Consider the following 18,959-nt stretch of genomic DNA (forward strand, 5'->3'; position numbering starts at 1 on the left):
CAAACCGGAAGTCCAGCCATCTCACCGAGAGGACAACCCATGGCCTCAACAACCGACACATGGTCGACAGCGATCGCCGAAGTGCGAGACGACGACGTCCTCATCCGCGGGAATCTGCTGACAGCGATGATCGGGAAACGCAGTTTTGGTGAGCTCGCTTTCCTCGTCATCGGTGGTCGCTGGCCATCCCAAGGCCAAGCTCATGTGCTGGAGGCCATCATGGTTGCGGTCATGGAGCACGGCATCTCGCCGACTACAACCGTCACGCGCATGATGGCTTCCTACGGAAATCCTATCCAGGTCGGCATCGCTGCCGGACTGCTCACGGTCGGCGACTACCACGGCGGTGCCGGCGAACAGATCGCTGGATGGCTCCGCGACGGTGTCGCCGACGTCGAGACGACGGGGGAGGATCGACCGCACGCGATCCGCGAGAGGGCACGGAGGTTCGTCGCGGACAAACGCGCGGCGCGCGAACCTATCGAGGGATTCGGCCATCCGCACCACGATGTGGACCCGCGAGTGCCGTTGCTGATCGACATCAGCAAGAGCCACGGTGTGTATGGCGATCACTGCCTGCTACTCGAGTGTATTGAGGACGAGCTCGAGGCGGCGGTCGGACGAAGGATCGCAGCGAACATCGACGGCGTCTCTGCCGCACTCTTGTCGGACCTTGACCTCGACCCACGCCTGGCCCGCCCCATTCTGATGGCGCCCAGATCACTCTCGCTGGCCGCGCACTTCCTCGAGGAACAGGACCAGAACCATAAATGGCGCCACGTCCCCAACAGCCAAGTCGCCTACACCGGCGTTCAATTGGGCGAGGCGGAATGAGCGACGGCGCCGAGCAGAGTCATCGTTATCGGTTCGTCCATCCGGGAGCTGAAATGTTCGATGGATGTCGCCGCCGTCATCTGATAGGACGCACACCGTGACGTTGGATGTCAGAAAAGTCGAGGTCAGCCCGCGCATCCAAACGGGATCAGCGATCCCGGAGGAGCTGCCGAGTTCTCAGGCCGCGTCGGCGGCTCGTCAGGAGAGTGTGTAGTCGTGAAAGAGACTGACGTGAGGGCTCCGGTTCCGGTCGACCGGGCAGCGGCGATGTATCGCGAGGCGCTGCCGACCGCGGGTGGAGGAACCCTCCAGGAGCGGCGGGAGGGTTTCGAGGCGATGCTCGCCGGGCTGCCGATCCCTGGTGATGTGGCGATCACTGCGGACACGGTGGGAGGTGTAAACGGGTACTGGGTGCGGGCCGCCGGCGCGGCGGACGGACGTGTGGGCGTCATGCTCCATGGTGGCGGCTACATCATAGGATCGGCCAAGGGCTATCGCGCGTATGCCGCGGAGGTCTCCCGGGTGACCAATGCGCGGGTCTTCGTTCCGGAGTATCGGCTGGCTCCCGAGCACCCGTTCCCGGCGGGCATCGAGGATGCGCGCGCGGTCTTCGCCGCGGTGATGGATGAGGTGGGACCGCAATCGTGTTTCGCCATCGGTGATTCCGCGGGAGGGGGCCTGGTACTCAGTGCTCTGTGGGAGCTGCGGCGCGAAGGCGGACCGTTGCCTGCGTGCGTCGTCCTCGTCTCGCCACTGGTCGACTTGACGGTCACGAACGCCAGCTACGTCGAGCGCGCCGACATCGACCCGATCGTCTCGCGCAAAGGGATTCAACGTGCCGCGGAGTTCTACCTCGCTGGGCGAGGGCCGGAGGATGCTCCTGCCGCGTTTCCGATGCGGTCCGATCTCGGTTGGCTTCCGCCTTGCCTACTGTTCGTGGGAGGCGCGGAGGTCTTGCTCGACGACTCACGCAACCTGGCCGTCAAGCTCGAGCGCGAAGGGGTGCACGTCGACTTTCGCGAGTACGAGGACATGGTGCATGTCTGGCCGCTGTTCTCGGCGTTCTTGTCCGAGGCACGGGAGACACTACGGGAAATCGGTGTCTTCGTGGGTGGCAGGGTCGCCGGGGTGATACGCCAAGGAGAAGCATGAAAGACCAAGTGTCGCGCTATGGGGTATGGAAGGTCGAAAACACCTGGTCTCCAACATTGGCGAAACAGTTGGAGTCACTGGGTTATGGGGCCCTGTGGATCGGAGGCTCGAAAGACAGCGAACTGCTCGTCGCAGAGCAACTGCTCGAGGCGACAAGCTCCGTCGTCGTTGCGACAGGGATTATCAACGTGTGGTCTACCGATCCAGATGTCGTGGGTCAGGCCTTCCACCGGCTCGAAGGACGCTATCCCGGCAGGTTCCTGCTAGGGGTGGGTGCCGGCCACCGGGAGTCCAATCAGACCGCTTACGACAAGCCCTACACGGCAGTGAAGCATTACCTTGACCGCCTGGACGCCGCCGACGTCCCACAGGAGCGGCGCGTCCTAGCCGCCCTGGGCGACGACATGGTGCGGCTGTCGGGCCGCCGGTCGCTGGGCGCTCACCCCTACCTCACCACGCCGTCGCACACGAGGCATGCCCGGGATCTACTGGGTCCACATCCGCTCCTGGCTCCTGAGCAGAAAGTCGTTCTAGGATCCGACTCTCAATCCACCCGGGCGGTCGGTCGATCAGCGGTTGACGATCCATACCTGCAACGGCTGAACTACCGGAAGAACCTTGTGACGCTCGGGTACGCCGAACACGAGCTGCGTGATGGAGGAAGCGACCGGCTGATCGATGATCTCGTGTTGCAGGGGACCTCGGCTGAGGTAGCCGAACGGCTGGGCGGACATCACTCGGCCGGCGCCGACCACGTCGCCATCCAGCTACTGGCCGGTACAAGGCAGCCTTCCGTCGAACTATATCGCGACCTCGCGCAGGATTTGGGCATCTTCAATGCGGCCGCCTGATTGCGGTCGCAGGTCCAGGGATTCCGCGAGAGAAACGTGTTGGACGCTCGAAGATAGCGGTCAACCACCCACCCCATCAGGGTGACTGCCTGTTCGATTCAGGGATGGAGATTGAAACATGGAAACCAAAATTCTTTGGCAATATGACTCGACCTTCGAGCAGACCGGCGGTGGTAGCTCGGCGGAGGACAAAGAACTCATCCTGAAAAATATGCTCGAATTTGCGAAGAGCGTTGCTCGGCCTACGACAGAGATTGTCATGGATTTCCCGAACAGAGCGGTTGGTAAGCATTTTGCGGGATATATGCGCTATAATCGAGCGCTTCTGGCAGTAGAAATACTGGAAAGAGTCAAGCAGGCTGAGCTCGATGGTTTCGACGCAGCGTTCCCGGGGGTCTGCTATGGGGAATTTTTCCTGCAAGACGCACGCCAAGCGGTCAAAATCCCTGTTGTCGGCCCAGCTGAATCAGCAATGGTGATGGCGCAGCTCATAGGCGCGAACTTCGCCGTGGTGACCATGGCAACGGAAGACGTCCATATTCAGGGTCCTGTGTATGGACATAATGTAGTAGAGCAGAACCTCAGACTTCTCGGCTGGGAGAACAGGGCAATCAAGAATAGACCTGTACGCCCGTTCCTGCCGCCCTTGGCCTCCCTCTTGATTGAGGCATACAAAGGCAAGCCCGATCGGCTGATCGAAGAGTTCGAAAAGCACGCCTTGGCGTGCGTGCGCGACGGAGCTGATGTTGTCATCTGTGGCTGCATGCCGTATGGGACCGCGCTGTCCAAAGTCGGATACAACGAAGTGGCAAACACGGGGGTGCCGGTAGTGACGCCATTGCCAGCAATGATCAAACTTGCCGAATCATTGGTCGATCTTCGGCGCAGTGTGGGAATTGCCAAGTCAGAGGCCGTCATCAGCCCATACCGAAGCACTCCGGACGAAGTCCTCGAGGATCTGGCCACGCGGGGAATCGGAATGCCGGAAGTCCGCAAGCCTGACCAGGCACTTGCTTCCGCATACGACCCGACACGTTCGCGCGAGATCGCGACTCACTGACGGAAAGAATGAGGTGGCTGTTTGGCCGACCGTCGGCACGGCATGTGCGCTGGAGGTTCAGCGCCGCGGCTAGCGGCGTCAACCTCCGCCATCGCGGTCCGCAGGCAAGCGAGCCACTCGTTGGCGTGCCCGCCTATCAGAGCTATAGGTGAGCACGTCGAAACGACTGCGGCCGCTCATGCGTCGACCAGGGTGTCCAGTGCCTCGCCGTCGTGCTGCCGAACTGGCCTCCTGACCGGACCGTGGTGCGTGAAACTGCTGTGGTGTGTCCGATCCGAGGGGCCGGCTACTACTATGCGTCCGTAGTGAGCTTCGCTGTTGTCAGCGATCTGATGCGCTACTCGCGGGTGTGCCGCGAAAAACGATTGATCCGTTCTCGCGCCGCCGTCCTGCGCGCTGCCTCATCGCTGTCAGGCCCGCTCCGGCACCGGTGGCTCATCGAGCGCCGCGCTCATCGCAACCGATAGTGATCGCTGGTCGTTTGAGGAGTCGGCGGCCGGGCCACCGACTGGCAAACCATGTCAACAGCACGCCAATCCGGACCACCTGACGGCAAATGAATCTGGACCACCTGGTCGGCGGGGTTGATGGTTTCAGTCTTCAGTTGTGCCGGCCGTGGGGACGCGGCCGAGGTCGCGGTCCTTGAGCCGGTAGCTGTCGCCTTTGAGGGCGATGACCTCGGCGTGATGGACGAGGCGGTCGATCATGGCTGCGGCGACGACGTCGTCGCCGAAGACCTCGCCCCACCTGCCGAAGACCTTGTTGCTCGTCACGATCAGCGAGGCGCGTTCGTAACGTGAGGACACCAGCTGGAAGAACAGGTTCGCGGCCTCGTTCTCGAACGGGATATAGCCCACCTCGTCGACCACCAACAACGGGTAACGGCCGAGCTTGATCAACTCGGCCTGTAGTCGGCCCGCGTGGTGAGCTTCGGCCAGACGGGCGACCCATTCGGCCGCAGTAGCGAACGCGACCCGGTGCCCGGCCTGACACGCGCGGATCGCCAACCCGATCGCCAAGTGAGTTTTCCCCGTTCCGGGCGGGCCGAGGAAGACCACGTTCTCCTTCGCGGTGACGAAATCCAAAGTCCCCAGATGGGCGATCACGTCGCGTTTCAATCCGCGGGAATGACCGAAATCGAACTCTTCCAACGACTTCCGGTAGGGAAACCGAGCGGATCGAATCCGGCCTTCGCCGCCGTGGGACTCACGGGCCGAGACTTCGCGCTGCAGGCAGGCGACCAGGAACTCTTCGTGGGTCCAGTTCTCGGCGCGAGCGCGTTCAGGCAACCGTTGCGCGGCCTCGCGCAACGACGGCGCCTTCAACGCGCGAGTCAAGAAGTTCAATTCGGCAGTGAAATCCCTTGTCGTGGTGGTGGTTTTCGCGGGAGTTCGGGTTCGGCCGGGCATCACGCCACCCCGCCTTCGATATCAACGATGCCCAGCGCGGTGTCGTAGTCGGTCAAGCACCGCTGTTCGACTTGCGGTTCGGCGGCGGGACGAACGACACCGATTCGACTGCGTCGCAATATCTTCGCTGCCTCGACATGTTCAGGATCGGAGAGAGTTTGATGCCATGCCCAGATCCGTTCGTGGTCGGCGACGACCCGACCCTCGCAGAACACCCGCACCCGGCCCAGATCAGCGACGATCTCGATCCGCCGCCCGATCACCGAGGGATGCACCGAATAATCGTTGGAATCGAACCGAATGTAGTGATCACGTGGGAGCCTCGCAGATCGCCGCCACCCGGTCTGCGGCGCGACCGGCGGCAACGCGAGCATTGCTTGGCGGTCTGCGGCGATCCGGTCGGTCGGCGCGCATCCCAGCGCGCGACGCGGTCTGGCATTGACCAACTTCAACCATTCGGCGAGTTGGTTGTTGAAATCGGCTGGGCTGGTGAATGTTCGGCCCGGAAGAAACGATCGTTCCAGGTAGTCGTGGGCTCGTTCGATCATGCCTTTAGCTTCCGGATCGGCTGGCTTGCAGACGATGACCTTCGTGCCCAATGTCCCGCGGAAGGCCTGGCAGTCGGTGGTCAGTTCGCTGCGACCACCGCGCCAACGGCCGATCGCCCCCTCGCCATCCCAAACCAAAACCTTTGGGACCGAACCTAATCCATGAATATGCCCACCACCCCGCGAAGAGGTCTTCGGCATGGCGGGTCGGGATCAGCATCGCCATCAGCCAGCGCGAGTAGCCGGCCACCATCGTCAACACCGGTAGCTGTTTCGGGCTGCGGATTTGCCCGAACCCGACGGGCACCTCGATCGGCGGGAACCAGAAATCGCACTGGGCGATCTCACCGGCGACATAAGCGGTCCGCGATGCCGGATCGGGCGGCAGATACGCCGGCCGCAACTCAGCAACCCGGGTCGAGAGCACCCGGATCGAATGGGTCCAGCCGATCCGTTCGGCGATCACCGTCGCCGGCATGCTCGGATATGCCTTGAGTAACTCGCGGATCTGCGGCTCGACCGCGTCAACGATCGAGCCTTTGGCCGGGCGCTGGTATTTCGGCGGCCTGTCCGATGCCAGGGCCCGCTTCACGGTGTTGCGGGACACGCCCAACATCCGGGCGACTGCCTGGATCGGTATCCCCTCTGACCTGTGTAAACGACGAATCTCAGCCCAATCCTCCACAGCAAGCATCCCTTCGGTCCTCCCTGGCTCGGATAGAGCCAGGGTCACCGACCAGGTGATCCATTTTGAGTTGCCGCGCGGTGGTCAGTTTTCACGTGCTGCCGACAAACCAGGCGGCGTCATCGGCCGACAGAACGTATAAGTGCTGCCAGTCACCGGGACGGCCGCGGCAACTCTCGCTCCGACCCTGGTGTGCGATGGCGAGCGCGCCCATGTCCTGCCTCGCTGTATGTGAATCGCGTTCTGCGGCCTTGCGAGAAACCGAAGTCGGCTCGATCCCACAATGCAGTTCGACAGTTGAAACCCCGAAGCCTTGCGTTGCGACGACCGGAAGCTGCTCGAGATCTGACCTCGTTGCGATCCTTCGACGCCCACCTGGCTGCTATCAACCTCGGACCCTTAGTGGCGAAAAAGCTGTCCTGCAACACTGTTGGATACCACGGCGATCCGCCGTCGTATGGTGTCCTATCGAGCGGTCGGGCAAACCGGTCCGCCCGGCGCGCCTGGACATCACCGTCGACGCCGAGATCGAGCGCCTGGCGACGATGGTCCCTAACCTCCGGCAATCGGGTGGTGCCATCACCCTTGGCAAAGCGGTGTCGAACTCGGCTCTCATTCCGCATGGCCGCGGGAAGCGTTTGTGCTGCTCGGCCACTCGTACGATCGCGCGGCATGGTGGCCGAGTTGTCGAGGACTGCACCGCTATCGGAGCGGTTAGCTCACTCAGCCCCTCGGACACTTTCTGCCTGGATCTTGCCTCATGTCCTCGGTCGATTCAACGCCGCCAACGGGCGCGTGACGACTGACCAGGGCTCCCCGGCAACCCTTTTCAGATACCCACAGGCAGCGGTTGGGTACGTATCTAACATTCGTTGACATCGTACCCAATGTCCGATACGGTCACCGTCCATAGAGTGATGAGGGTCACTGAGGGCGCGTGAAGATGCCTCAACGACTTCATAGATGCGAGTCCAAATCCATATGAACGGATCGGTCATGAGAAGAAACGTGGATCTCCTAGCGGCGGAGCTGACATCCGAGTCGGCTGCTATGCCTGTGGCTTCAACAGAGACCCGGGGGGCAGCTGTGTCGGATGAGTGGTTGCAGCTGGAGTACGCGTCAGTTGCGCGGACCTTCAATGGTCCTACGGGGTCCTTTGTTGCTGTGACAGACATCGACTTGCAGATCCGCGCTGGTGAATTCGTGTGCATCATCGGACCGAGTGGGTGTGGCAAGAGCACGCTGCTGAACATGGCGGCGGGGTTGCTGACTCCCAGCGAAGGAGAGGTCTCCTACTCGGGCAGGCCGGTCCGAGAGATCAACACTGATGTGGGGTACGTAACCCAGAAGGATTCCTTGCTGGCGTGGCGCACCGTGGAGCGGAACGTCGCCCTTCCGTTGGAGTTGCACAAGGTCTCGAAGGTCGAACGCAAGCGGCGTGTGTCCGAGATGTTGCGGCGAGTCGGTCTGGAGAAGTTCGCCGATCACTATCCGAGCCAGTTGTCTGGTGGGATGCGTCAGCGCACCATGCTCGCGCAGACATGGGTGTATGAACCGCACACATTGTTGATGGATGAGCCGTTCGGGGCGTTGGATGCGCTTCTTCGAACTCAACTCCAGGAGGATTTGCTGGAGATGTGGGAGCGGGACCGCAAGACGATCCTGTTCGTCACCCACGATCTCGAGGAAGCGATCCTCATGGCTGACCGTGTAGTGGTGTTCGGTGCTGCTCCGGGACGCATACTGCACGTGGAAAACGTGGACTTCGACAGGCCGCGCAATTTGATGGAATTGCGGTCCACGCCGGAGTTCGTCGACATGTGGAAGCGATTGTGGCATCTGCTGGAGACGCAGATCGATGCGAGTGGAGCACAGTGATGACAACCGTTCATACGCGCGCAGGGCAAGCAGCTGGAGAGCGAGCGGGTGAGCCGAGCGCGGCTCCGCCTCGTCGCGGCCGCGCGAGCCGATGGAGTGGCAACAGGTGGTTCGGCCGCCGCGTGCTGGTCCTCGTTTCGCAGTTGTCTCTACTGGCAGTGATCCTGGTGGTTTGGGAATTCGGCACGGGGCAAACAGGTGAGTCAGGCAAGTTCCTCGATGAGTACACGGTCAGTAAACCGTCGGCGATATGGGAGGTGTTGAAGGGCTTCGCGGAGAGCGGCGAACTCTGGAGCAACCTCCTGGTGTCGTATCGAATCACTATTGTGGGTTTCACCATCGGTGCCATCGCGGGATTCTTGACAGGTATTGTTCTGGGGTCGAGCCGCTATCTCGCGGATGTATTGTCTCCTTTTCTGGGGGCCCTGTACTCTACCCCGCGGTTGGCGCTGGTGCCTGTCTTCCTTTTGTGGTTCGGGATCGGTGACGGTGCGAATCTCGCACTGGTATCGAGTATCGTCTTCTTCTTGGTCTTCTACGCCACTTTTGCTGGAATGAAGGAAGTGGACGCCCAGGTCATCGCCCGGATGAAGTTGATGCGTGCTGGTCGATTCAGCATTTATCAGAAAGCGATCCTGCCTTCAGCGGCCAGTTTCATAGTCGAAGGTCTGCGCGTTTCCGGGCCGTTCGCGCTTGTTTCTGCCGTGACGGCTGAGATGTTCTCGTCCAATCGTGGCATGGGTTTCTTGTTGATTCGTTCGTCGACGCAGTTCGACACCGCGGGTGTGTTCGCGTGCATCGTCGTGCTGATGATCATGGGAATCCTGCTCATGGGAGCGATACGGCTTCTCGAGTCGCGTCTGCTCCGGTGGAAACCGGAGCGGATCGGCCGCGAACGCTGAGCCTCGACTGCGGAGGAAATCGAATTATTGCTGAGAGTAAGCCCTCTCAATCCACGGCGTGCCGCAAGTAGGTCTGCGCCGGTCCCCTGAGGTCCGCCCAGGGGCAATTCTCAAGGAGAAGAACGTGATTAAACGTACTATGCGGTCCCGTGTGGTGAGGGTGCTCGGCTTATCGATGGCGACCCTGCTGGCACTTATGCTGAGCTCGTGCGGATCCAGTGGTGAGGACAAGTCCGTAAACGCGGACGGTCTGACCAAGGTTCGCGTGGCCAGCGCCGGCATGATTCCAACATCCGCGGACTTGGCGTGGGCGATCGAGGGCGGCTTCTTCAAGAAGAACGGGCTTGACGTCACCTTGACCCCACCGCTCTACGCGTCAGACCTGGCGCAGGCAGTCATGAACGATAGTGCCGATCTGGCGATGGCCACGGGAACCCTCGTGGCGAGTGCTCGCGCCGCGGGACGAAAGTTGACGATCGTCGCCACCCACCAAGCTCCCTTTCCACTTCAGATTGCGTTCACGCCTGAAACCGACAAGGCGTTGCGGAACCGAGGGCTTTCGGAAGCTTCGTCTGTCTCCGATCTTCTTGCAGCACTCAAAGGAATGACCTTGGGCACGAGCCCGGTCGGGTCCTCGATCACCGCCACGTACCGGTACTTGCTGGCGCAGTACGGGATCGACCCTGAACGGGATAACATCACCCTCCAGGCCATGCCGGACGTCGCGTCCCAGGTGGCGGCGCTGTCCCACGGCAGGGTGGACGGGCTCGCCAGCGCGCTTGGAGGGTCAGCGACTGGAGCGGTAGCGCAGGGTGCTGGCGTGGTCTGGGACCTGACAAAGATGAAGGGCAGCGAGGCGCTCCAGCTAGTGCCGTATCAGAACGTAGTAACCTCCGATGCGACCATCAAGAAGAACTCTGAAATGATCCCGTCCTTCCTCGGCGCCCTACATGATGCACAGCAGTCCATCCTCAAGGGGCTGTCACCGGAGGAAGCCGCATCGCTGAAGAAGCTTGTGGGATCACAGATGGACGACAAGGTCTACAACGACACCATCTCGCAGGTGCAGAGCCTGTTCCAGGAGAGTTTCAGCACCTCTGACGCCTCTTGGGACGCCATAGTCGAGGTGGCCGAAGCGAACACAGATGCATCCATCGAGGTCCCCGCCTCTGATGCCATCGACAACAGCTTCGCCGAGAAGATCAAGTAGTCGAGGCTGGAACTGTACGCCTCCAAGCCTATGGAAAGACAACAACACAGTGGCCAGAGCACCAGCGGTGCTGGCCACGTGGACTGAAGCGACTCTTGTCCAGGATTCGATCGCCCGATGAAGTGCAGCTCCACGGCGCTGCTAGGGAGTTCGCTCGCAACACAGACGGGCCCCGACTACTCGAAGCCGTATGAGCATCAGCCGATAAAGCTCAGCGGAGAAGTCATTGTGAAGGGAAGTGCGCGTGAAGACCGGCATCAAGTTTTACAACACTGATGAAACCTTTCCGCCCCTGGAATTTGCCCGGATGGTCGAGGACAACGGCATCGAGTCGATTTGGCTACCGGACCATTCCCACGTTCCAGCGGCTTCGCGCGTGATTGGCGAGAACATGCCCGCTTATGGTGGCGTTGAGGACGAGCGAGCGCGACGCTTCGCCAAGTCACCGTCGCCCAATGGCCTGCCTCGCGAGTACTACCGCAACTACGACCAGCTGGTCTCGCTCGCGATGATGGGTTCGGTCACCTCGACACTCCAGTTGGGCACAGGCATCTGTCTTGTCGTCCAGCGCGATCCGATCATCCTGGCCAAGGAAATCGCTACTATCGACCGTTTGACTGGTGGACGCTTCCTATTCGGGGTTGGTGCGGGAGCGGCGTGGAACGCCGCAGAGCTCGAGAACCACGGGGTGAACCTTAAGACCCGAACCGGCCTCATGCTGGAACGCATCGACGCGATGAAGCAGATCTGGTGCCAGGAACGAGCGGAGTACCACGGAAAACAGGTCGACTTCGATCCGATCTTCCAGTGGCCGAAACCTGTGCAGCAGCCGCACCCGCCCATCCTGATGGGTGGCATGGGTGCCACCGTGCTCGACAGAACTTTGACTCACGCCGACGCCTGGTTCCCCGGTCACACCGACGACAGTTTCGACAGCCTGGGCGACCGGATCGCGGAACTGCGCGAGCGTGCGGCGGCCATTGGCAAGCACATGGAGGTCACCCTTAACTTGGGCCGGCTCGACTCCGTCGAGCGGTACGTCGACCTCGAACTGGACCGAGTTGTCTACTCGTTGCCTGCGATGCTGAACGACAGTGCGACGCGCCAGTTCGTGAGCGACTTGGGGAGGATTGCGCAGGAGGTCGGGAACGCTTGAAGCCGGTAAACGAAATGTGGTCTCCGGTGGGACGGGATTGCCCCGAGTTCTCGAGATCGCCGACACTGTGACTGTCCTGACGGCTAATTCTTGTCCGACCCTGATACGTACGCGGGGCGGAATTGCTGCAACAAAGGAGACGGCGAGGCGGTAACTGACGGCGGAAACCGGCTCCGAATATCTCTACGCAGGACTGGGTGAACTTCCAGAGGCTCCTGACCACCTGCGCCGCAGCCATTGAATACCGGGAGTAGGAGCTAGGAGCTCTACTCCCACATCGCTCGCAAACCGATCTCGGTCGAAGGGGAATCCACTCGTCGTGACAGAGGATTGGCCCGGGTTATCTCTCGTGAGTATTGATCGGCCCTGACTTGACGAAGCCTTCCGGAAGTAATGCATACGGATTCAACGGGACCAGAGCCTGCGGCGACGCTCGACGAATACCAAGTGAGTCGCCGGTTTCTGAGTGCGGCTTGTCCCAATCCCTTTTCGGTGGATGCGCCGAAGTCTATTTGATCATCTGTGGAGGACCGACACGTGCCTATGCCTACCCCCCCTTTGCTGGATGTCCAGCGCATCATCGACAACGCGCCGCTGTCCGCGGTTCAGCGCAAGGCGATTGCGATGACCATGGCGGCATTTTTCTGCGATGGTGTCGATGCTCTCGTCATGGCGATCACCGCGCCTTCGATTGCCGCGGAATGGGGTACGACCACGGCGAGTTTGACACCCGCGATAGTTGCCTCTTTGATCGGGACGATCGCCGGTGGAATTTTTCTGGCACCGCGAGCCGACCGCTATGGCCGGCGTCCGGTGCTGATCGTCGGCGTCGCGATTTTCGCAGTACTGACTCTGTGTGTTGGTGCCGTACAGAACATCGAGCAGCTCGTTGCCCTGCGCTTCCTTGCAGGGATCGGGCTCGGAGCGGTTATCTCGAATGGTTTTGCCTACGGGGCGGAGTTCGCCCCGAGCCGGATTCGCGCCACCGTCGTCACGATGATCGCGGCGAGTGCGACGGCAGGTGCATTCGTGTGCGGTCTGGTGGCAAGTGCTGTGGTGCCGTCGCTGGGATGGCGGACGGTTTTCGTGATCGGAGGAACGCTTCCGCTGCTGTTGATTCCGGCCTTGCTGCGCTGGCTTCCGGAAACTGTTCAGTTCTTGACGCTCGCCGGCAAGCACGAGGAGGCCCGGTCCATCCTACGCTCGGTGGACGCGCGAGCCGTTGACTCCTCCGCCGGGCCACTGACCGTGGAAATCCCCCGCAAGGGCGACAAACCCTCGATCGGATTGCTTTTCGCCCGGGAATTCGCTTCGGTTACGCTGCTTTTCTGCGTGGTCTATTTCGGTGCGGTTCTCTTGATGTATTTCCTGCTGTCGTGGATACCGTCGGTCCTCACTGATGCTGGCTTTTCGACCGAGCAGGCCGTCTTCGCCTCGTCGATTTGCAATCTGGGCGCGATGATCGGCGGTATAATTTTGGGTACTCGGATCGATCGCAGTAGGTATCCGTATCGGATCCTGAGCCTGGCTTTCCTCGTCGCCGCTGTTGCGATTGTGGTGACAGCCCTGTCGCTGGGCTCGTTGGTCGTGATGATGATCTCGTTGTTCGTCGTGGGCGCATTTTCGACCGGCACCCAGATGGGTGTCTTTGCGGTGACGACCGAAATCTATCCGGCTTGGCTGCGGGCGACCGGCCTGGGCCTTCTCACCGCGGTCGGGCGGATTGGATCGGTGGTCGGTCCGTCGATCGGTGGGGCGCTGCTAGCGGCTCAGTTGCCCGCGAAAACGATCTTTCTGCTGGCCGTGATTCCGGCGGTGGTCGCCGCGGCCGGGATGGCTGCCGTGGGTGCCCTCACAACGAGTCGCCGTCGCAATCCGGCTCCCTCGGAAGAGATGGTGGCTGGGGTAGCGGAACCGGAGCGCGATCCCGCGTAGGTGTTCGAGGCGATCGTGCAGGTGAGCCGGTGTCGAGATTCGGACACAAGGGTCTCCGTGTGCGCGAGGAGTACTGCTGTACCAGCACACCCACGGCCTGGTCGAGTAGTTCGGACGACGGTGTGGATCCGTCGGTGGTAGTCCAGGCGTCGGTCGATGCATCCAGGCAGGAGATCGCCGAACCTACGAGCGCGTTGCACGCAGGCGCCCAAGGTTTTTGGGTCACCGCCGAGTCGGTGGGTGGTCTTGCGCACCAGGAGGCTGTGCCATCCCGTGTCTTCTCCCACTGGCGGGTCATCACGGCGAAGGCTCACCAGTGGGAGAAATGACGGAAAGACCCTATGTTTCGCAAACTGGCACATCTGATCAACGCGGCCCTCGACGCTCGGCTACCAGCCGAAGAGAACCGGGTGCAGCGGCTGTGCATGCTACAACGCGCACCGCACTCACAGAAGAGAGACCAAGCGGTCTCTAGGCTAGGAGTCGCAAAGCCGCAGCAGTCTCCAACGACCGCTCGTCCGCTGGGCTGTCCCACCGCCCTGCGGAAGTGAACTTGGGTAGCAGTGGTTCTATGATGTCTCACAACGCATCCGGAAACAGGGTCTGAGCAACCTGTCGACCTGGGGCGCGCCATACAGGTCAACGAATACACCCGCATAAGTTCTGTAAGTCAATTAACGACTCAGCGCACCAGTTGGCCGTTCTCGCCTACTTCCGGTACTGCGGGCGCGTGCCCCGTGGATCCCCGAATGATGAGCTTTCCCTCCAGTCGCCGTCGCTGCGGAGGCGCGGTCGGCCGGCCGTCAATCCGCTTCATGAGCAGTCGGACGCACAGATCCGCCATTTGCCCGATCGGTTGTCGCACAGTGGTCAGGTCGTATGGAGCCCACGTCGACATCTGAATGTCGTTGTATCCGATCACCCAGAGATCCTCCGGGACCCGAATCCCTCTCACGCGAGCAGCATCGAGTACCCCGTAGGCGATAAGATCGTTGACGCAGAAGATCGCATCAGGCTTGTCATCTTCTTCCCACAATTTTTCGAGCGCTTTCTCACCGGAATCATAGAAGAGGTCGCCGTAGACAACACGATTATCGTCCAGCGGCACGGCGTGGACCTTTAACTGTCGCCGGAACCCATCCTCGATTTCGCGTCCCGGACTGAAGGCTCGTCCCCCGACCAGCGCGACCTTCTTTCGGCCGTTCAGCATTAAATATTCCGCTACGCGTGCACCACCTTGGACGTTCGCTCCTGCCACCGTGTCCGTTCCCACACCGCGGATAGTGCGCCCCATGAGCACGATCGGCGCACCGGCGTCGATCGCAGCTTCGAGCTTGGGCATCCGGTCTACCGCTGTCGTATAGATCAACCCGTCGACCAACCGCTCGCGCAGCGCTTGCAAGGCATCGGGTGCATAGCCATCCTCTTCTGCCAACCACACACTCAATTGCAGGCGGTGAGGGGCGATGTGCTCATGTACGTGTCCCATCACCTCCAACCCGTACTGGTTGACGGGGGTTCCCACAACGACGCCAATCGTCCTCGTGCGATGAGTCCGCATGGCCTGAGCTGTTGCATTCGGCACAAACCCCGTCTCATCGAGCACCCGCGTGACCGCCTCACGGGTCTTGGCTGAGACGTTGGGGTGACCACTGAGCACTCGGGACACGGTGCTCTGTGACACGCCAGAGAGCTTCGCGATATCTCGGCTCGTGCGGACCGATTTACCGTTTACTTCGACCATGCCTGAATCCTACTAGGACGCGTTGGCCTGTCCCCGTTAGCGTGCGGTGCGGATGCTGGCCGAGATTCGTGATCTGCACGAGCTGGAGTGCTTGGTTCAACGGGTCAACGCAACGGGTGCTGATGGCGTCGGGTTTTGGCGAGGTTTCGTCGGCCGGGCTGTCAGATGCGGTGCAGGCCGACGTGTGACGACGATGGAGGACTAGGTGAGCCGAACAGCAGGTTCTCGCGCGTCTTGGCTGAGTCGCCAGGATCGGTATCCACAGTGCTCAAGCATCACCGCGGGATCGTGCCCCTAGCGGCCAGAGGGCGGGCGGGCCACCTGAATATCGGAGAGCGAGAGACGATCTCACGTGGAGTCGGCGCCGGTATGTCGTTTCGAACGATCGCCACTGATTTCGGACGCTCGCCACCGACCGTGAGCCGAGAGATCGACTGAAACGGCGGGCGGGACGGGTATCGGGACGCGGTGGCCCCAGAATGTGCCGAGCAGCGCAAGCTCCGGACCGGCCGACCGATTCGAAAACGCAACCAGCGCTGTGTGTAAGCGTAGCGGCGACCACCGATCGTCAGTGCGCTTCCGGTCATCGACCGCCCGGGCGAGGCCGAGCATAGGAGCGTTCACAGACGTATGAAGGCGACTTCGGCGTTGGCGGACGGACAGCAAGCCCGTTGGCCACGCCCGCCCATAGATGCAGCTGTCGCCACTGGAGTCGGCGGGTTCTTCGCTGCGCCACAGAGCCGACGGCGGCGCGGAGCGAATGAATGCAGGAACTAACTGCCATGCCAGTTCCTGTCCGATGGTGCCAAGCTGGCTACATGCGCAGGCCGAGTTGAGCGAATTTGCCAGCCGAAGCCTCGGCTTCCCATACGTAGGTTCAGGGTCTGCAGCGAAGCCGAGATTATATTCGTCACAATCCTCCTTCGACGCTCGACTCAATGTGGTGAACACTGGTTCACTCATGAGGTGAACGTCTGTTCACCTCGAACGAGAGGGTCGCGCGTGAGTGTGCAAGATCGCAGCACAAAGTTCGAAGGCTCACGGAGTAGGACCGTGATGGCGACACTAGCGCTCACTGGCACGGTTGTTTCCCTTCAGCAAACGCTCGTCCTCCCTCTCTTGCCAGAACTTCCCAGTCTGCTGAATACGACTGCCGACAACGCGTCGTGGCTTGTGACCGCAACCTTGCTCTTCGGCGCGGTTTCGATTCCCACCGTCACCAGGCTCGCCGACATGTTCGGGAAGAAGCGGATGATGATGGTTGCACTCGCCGTCATGGTGCTCGGCTCGGTTCTCGGCGCTGCCAGCACCGACCTTGTCCCGATAGTCATCGCTCGCGCTATGCAGGGCGTTGGGCTTTCGCTAATCCCTGTAGGTATAGCGATTCTTCGCGACGAGCTGCCTCGCGACCGCATCCCGCTCGGGGTAGCGCTGATGAGTGCCAGTTTGGCGATCGGTTCCGGTGCGGGGCTCCCGTTGTCGGGCCTGATAGCAGCGCATCTGGACTGGCATGCCATATTTTGGGTCACCGGAGTAGTGGGCGCTGTCGTCCTTGCCGCCGTCTGGCGGGTGATCCGCGAGTCTCCGGTCAAGACCGGCGGTTCGTTCGACTACCGGGGCGCGATCATAGGATCGGTCGCCCTGACGGCAGCGATGCTGGCGCTGTCCAAAGGGGCACATTGGGGCTGGACCTCCGGCACCACTCTCGCTTGTGCGGGAGCGGGGGTAGCGCTGTTGATCGCATGGGTGCCTCTCGAACTTCGAGTCCGAAATCCGCTCGTCAACGTCCGGATCGCTGCTCGACCTACGATCTTGTTGGCGAACGTGGCCTCACTGCTTCTCGGCTTCGCCATGTTCGCGAATATGCTCGTCACCACCCAATTGCTCCAACTGCCAGTGAGTTCGGGTTACGGCCTCGGATACGATGTATTGAATACCGGGCTGTGGATGACGCCGATCGCTTTGGTTTTCGGCGTGATGGCGCCGGTGTCCGCAAGGGTCATTCGACGATTCGGTCCAGTGGCGACTCTCATGGTCGGCACACTCGTGATGGCTGGTTCCTACGTAGCTCGCGTGTATCTCAGCGACAATCTCTGGCAGATCGTCGTCGGCTCTGTGCTTGTCGGTGCTGGAACATCGATGACCTACGCCGCCCTCCCCACACTGATCATACGGGCCGTTCCGCTGACGGAATCCGCGTCCGCAAACGGACTGAACACCCTGCTGCGCTACATCGGCACGGCCTTGTCCAGCGCAGTCATGGCCGCAGTGACCACCATGACAACGATCCGAGTCGCTGACGAGGTGTTTCCCGCCTTCGGGGCCTTCACTGTCCTGTTCTGGATATCCGCAGGCGCCTGCTGCGCAACAGCGATCATCGCCTTGGCGATGACCAAACTTCGAGAGCCGCGAGATGAGCTCACCGAGGAACTCGACAACTCCGAGCAATCGCATGAATCGGTGGTCGGTGGGCAGGTTATGAGCAAATCGGATCGCCCGATCCGTCACGCGGTGGTAACCGTATTCACCCCCGCTGCAGACCATATCGATTGGGGTCAGGTGGACTCGGCGGGCCAGTTCTCAGTCGCCGTTCCCGGCCCGGGCCGCTACCTCCTGGTCACCGCAGCCGACGGGTGGACGCCGGACTCCCGCCTGATAGATATAGAGGCCGGTGGCAGAATTGATGCGATAGTACTGAAAGAGCGATTGATGATGGCGGGCACAGTGGTCGATGCGAGCGGGCCGGTATGCGGTGCCAATGTAGTACTCACCCGGCAGACCGGCGAGGTCGTAGGCACGACCGAAACCGGTACGATCGGAGATTACCGAATGCCACTTCCTCAAAACGGGAGATACATCATCACCGCGTTCACAAGCTCTCTGGCGACCGCGCACGCGGTCACGATCTGGGGTTCAGGCCGTACCATCGACATCGAGCTTCTCGAGTCCCCCGTGCAGGGGTCGACTGCACGGAACATCGACGCAGTATCCGCGCCGTGACTCGAGCTCGGGCCGCCGCGCTGGCAGCGGCGACGAAACTGTTCGCGGAGCGAGGATATCGCCATGTGACGATCCGAGATATCGCGCTGGCCGCGGAGCTGTCGCCCGCGATGGTGATGAAAGCAGTGGGAAGCAAGGCGCAACTCTTTCACGAGGTGGCCGAGGTACAGCCACTCGAGCTTGCCGGAATACCTGACGAAGAACTCGGCCGAGCACTAGTCCAGAACATCATCGAACGCATGCAAGCGAACGCGGTGGAACCCATGGGACGCGCGATCATGCTGCGGCTCACCGCCCCCGACCCCGACCCGATCGAAGAGAAGTTCGCCAGCGGCTACTTCGATGCGTTGGCCATACGGCTCGGCGGCGGTGACGACGCCGAATTGAGGTCGGAGTTGGCGGTAAGTGCGCTGATGGGCCTCGCCGTCACCCTGCGCATCTTCCGCGCGCCCAGTTCTGCCGCTCATCTCGATCAGGTGTTGCTACGTTTCGGCGATATCGTCCAGACGCTACTGGACGGAGACCATCGTGATAGCACGTCAGACCAGGCGGCCATTCAGAATGGCCAGGTCGACGGCCCGTGATTACGTGAACA

The 18,959-nt window shown here is 61.3% G+C and carries 14 protein-coding genes and 1 pseudogene; 12 read left to right on the plus strand and 3 right to left on the minus strand.

Translation table 11 applies throughout. The features are described from left to right. The first annotated feature begins 39 nt into the window (after positions 1-39). The 4 genes from ACFVJ5_RS27635 to ACFVJ5_RS27650 all read left to right on the plus strand — a co-directional run bounded on the left by ACFVJ5_RS27635 (position 40) and on the right by ACFVJ5_RS27650 (position 3,897). The gene (locus tag ACFVJ5_RS27635; protein ID WP_379224411.1) at positions 40-834 is read left to right on the plus strand and encodes a citrate/2-methylcitrate synthase; all 795 of its coding nucleotides are present in this window, start codon (positions 40-42) and stop codon (positions 832-834) included. Positions 835-1,050: 216 nt separating this feature from the next. After that, positions 1,051-1,986 carry an alpha/beta hydrolase gene (locus tag ACFVJ5_RS27640; protein WP_379224413.1) on the plus strand — a complete coding sequence of 312 codons (936 nt, stop codon included), beginning with the start codon at positions 1,051-1,053 and terminating at the stop codon, positions 1,984-1,986. Next, positions 1,983-2,837 carry an LLM class F420-dependent oxidoreductase gene (locus tag ACFVJ5_RS27645; RefSeq protein WP_379224415.1) on the plus strand — a complete coding sequence of 285 codons (855 nt, stop codon included), beginning with the start codon at positions 1,983-1,985 and terminating at the stop codon, positions 2,835-2,837. The genes ACFVJ5_RS27640 and ACFVJ5_RS27645 overlap by 4 nt, the downstream gene beginning before the upstream one ends. Before the next feature lie 118 nt (positions 2,838-2,955). Then, on the plus strand, positions 2,956-3,897 hold the full coding sequence (locus ACFVJ5_RS27650; RefSeq protein ID WP_379224417.1) for an aspartate/glutamate racemase family protein: 942 nt from the start codon (positions 2,956-2,958) through the stop codon (positions 3,895-3,897). 593 nt (positions 3,898-4,490) lie between these two features. On the opposite strand, the gene istB is transcribed toward ACFVJ5_RS27650, so the two are convergent. Continuing rightward, entirely contained in the window at positions 4,491-5,306 is an 816-nt protein-coding gene (gene istB / locus ACFVJ5_RS27655; protein ID WP_379224419.1) for an IS21-like element helper ATPase IstB, read from the minus strand. Next, positions 5,306-6,548: pseudogene (gene istA, locus ACFVJ5_RS27660) on the minus strand (IS21 family transposase). The gene istB and the pseudogene istA overlap by 1 nt, the downstream one beginning before the upstream one ends. 1,155 nt (positions 6,549-7,703) lie before the next feature. Here istA and ACFVJ5_RS27665 point away from each other — a divergent pair. The 5 genes from ACFVJ5_RS27665 (at position 7,704) to ACFVJ5_RS27685 (ending at position 13,620) form a co-directional block, all read left to right on the plus strand. Beyond that, positions 7,704-8,417: an ABC transporter ATP-binding protein gene (locus ACFVJ5_RS27665; RefSeq protein ID WP_379224421.1), complete on the plus strand. Its 714-nt coding sequence runs from the start codon at positions 7,704-7,706 to the stop codon at positions 8,415-8,417. A 122-nt stretch (positions 8,418-8,539) separates the two neighbouring features. After that, a complete protein-coding gene (locus ACFVJ5_RS27670) occupies positions 8,540-9,319 on the plus strand; it encodes an ABC transporter permease (protein WP_379224423.1) in 780 nt (259 codons plus the stop codon). 124 nt (positions 9,320-9,443) lie between these two features. After that, positions 9,444-10,529: an ABC transporter substrate-binding protein gene (locus ACFVJ5_RS27675; RefSeq protein ID WP_379224425.1), complete on the plus strand. Its 1,086-nt coding sequence runs from the start codon at positions 9,444-9,446 to the stop codon at positions 10,527-10,529. Between the two features lie 244 nt (positions 10,530-10,773). Next, positions 10,774-11,685, plus strand: a complete 912-nt coding sequence (locus ACFVJ5_RS27680; RefSeq protein ID WP_379224427.1) for an LLM class F420-dependent oxidoreductase — start codon at positions 10,774-10,776, stop codon at positions 11,683-11,685. Between the two features lie 543 nt (positions 11,686-12,228). Then, complete coding sequence (locus tag ACFVJ5_RS27685) at positions 12,229-13,620, plus strand: MFS transporter (RefSeq protein WP_379224429.1); 1,392 nt, start codon at positions 12,229-12,231, stop codon at positions 13,618-13,620. Between the two features lie 682 nt (positions 13,621-14,302). On the opposite strand, the gene ACFVJ5_RS27690 is transcribed toward ACFVJ5_RS27685, so the two are convergent. After that, entirely contained in the window at positions 14,303-15,364 is a 1,062-nt protein-coding gene (locus ACFVJ5_RS27690) for a LacI family DNA-binding transcriptional regulator (protein ID WP_379224431.1), read from the minus strand. A gap of 165 nt (positions 15,365-15,529) precedes the next feature. Here ACFVJ5_RS27690 and ACFVJ5_RS27695 point away from each other — a divergent pair, with 165 nt between their 5' ends. The 3 genes from ACFVJ5_RS27695 (at position 15,530) to ACFVJ5_RS27705 (ending at position 18,948) form a co-directional block, all read left to right on the plus strand. Further along, on the plus strand, positions 15,530-15,802 hold the full coding sequence (locus ACFVJ5_RS27695) for a helix-turn-helix domain-containing protein (protein WP_379224568.1): 273 nt from the start codon (positions 15,530-15,532) through the stop codon (positions 15,800-15,802). A gap of 618 nt (positions 15,803-16,420) precedes the next feature. Then, positions 16,421-18,364, plus strand: a complete 1,944-nt coding sequence (locus tag ACFVJ5_RS27700) for an MFS transporter (protein ID WP_379224570.1) — start codon at positions 16,421-16,423, stop codon at positions 18,362-18,364. Next, entirely contained in the window at positions 18,361-18,948 is a 588-nt protein-coding gene (locus ACFVJ5_RS27705) for a TetR family transcriptional regulator (protein WP_379224433.1), read from the plus strand. The genes ACFVJ5_RS27700 and ACFVJ5_RS27705 overlap by 4 nt, the downstream gene beginning before the upstream one ends. Positions 18,949-18,959: the final 11 nt, after the last annotated feature.

Source organism: Nocardia sp. NPDC127606, assembly GCF_042671725.1.
In the GTDB taxonomy this organism is placed as follows: Bacteria; Actinomycetota; Actinomycetes; order Mycobacteriales; family Mycobacteriaceae; genus Nocardia.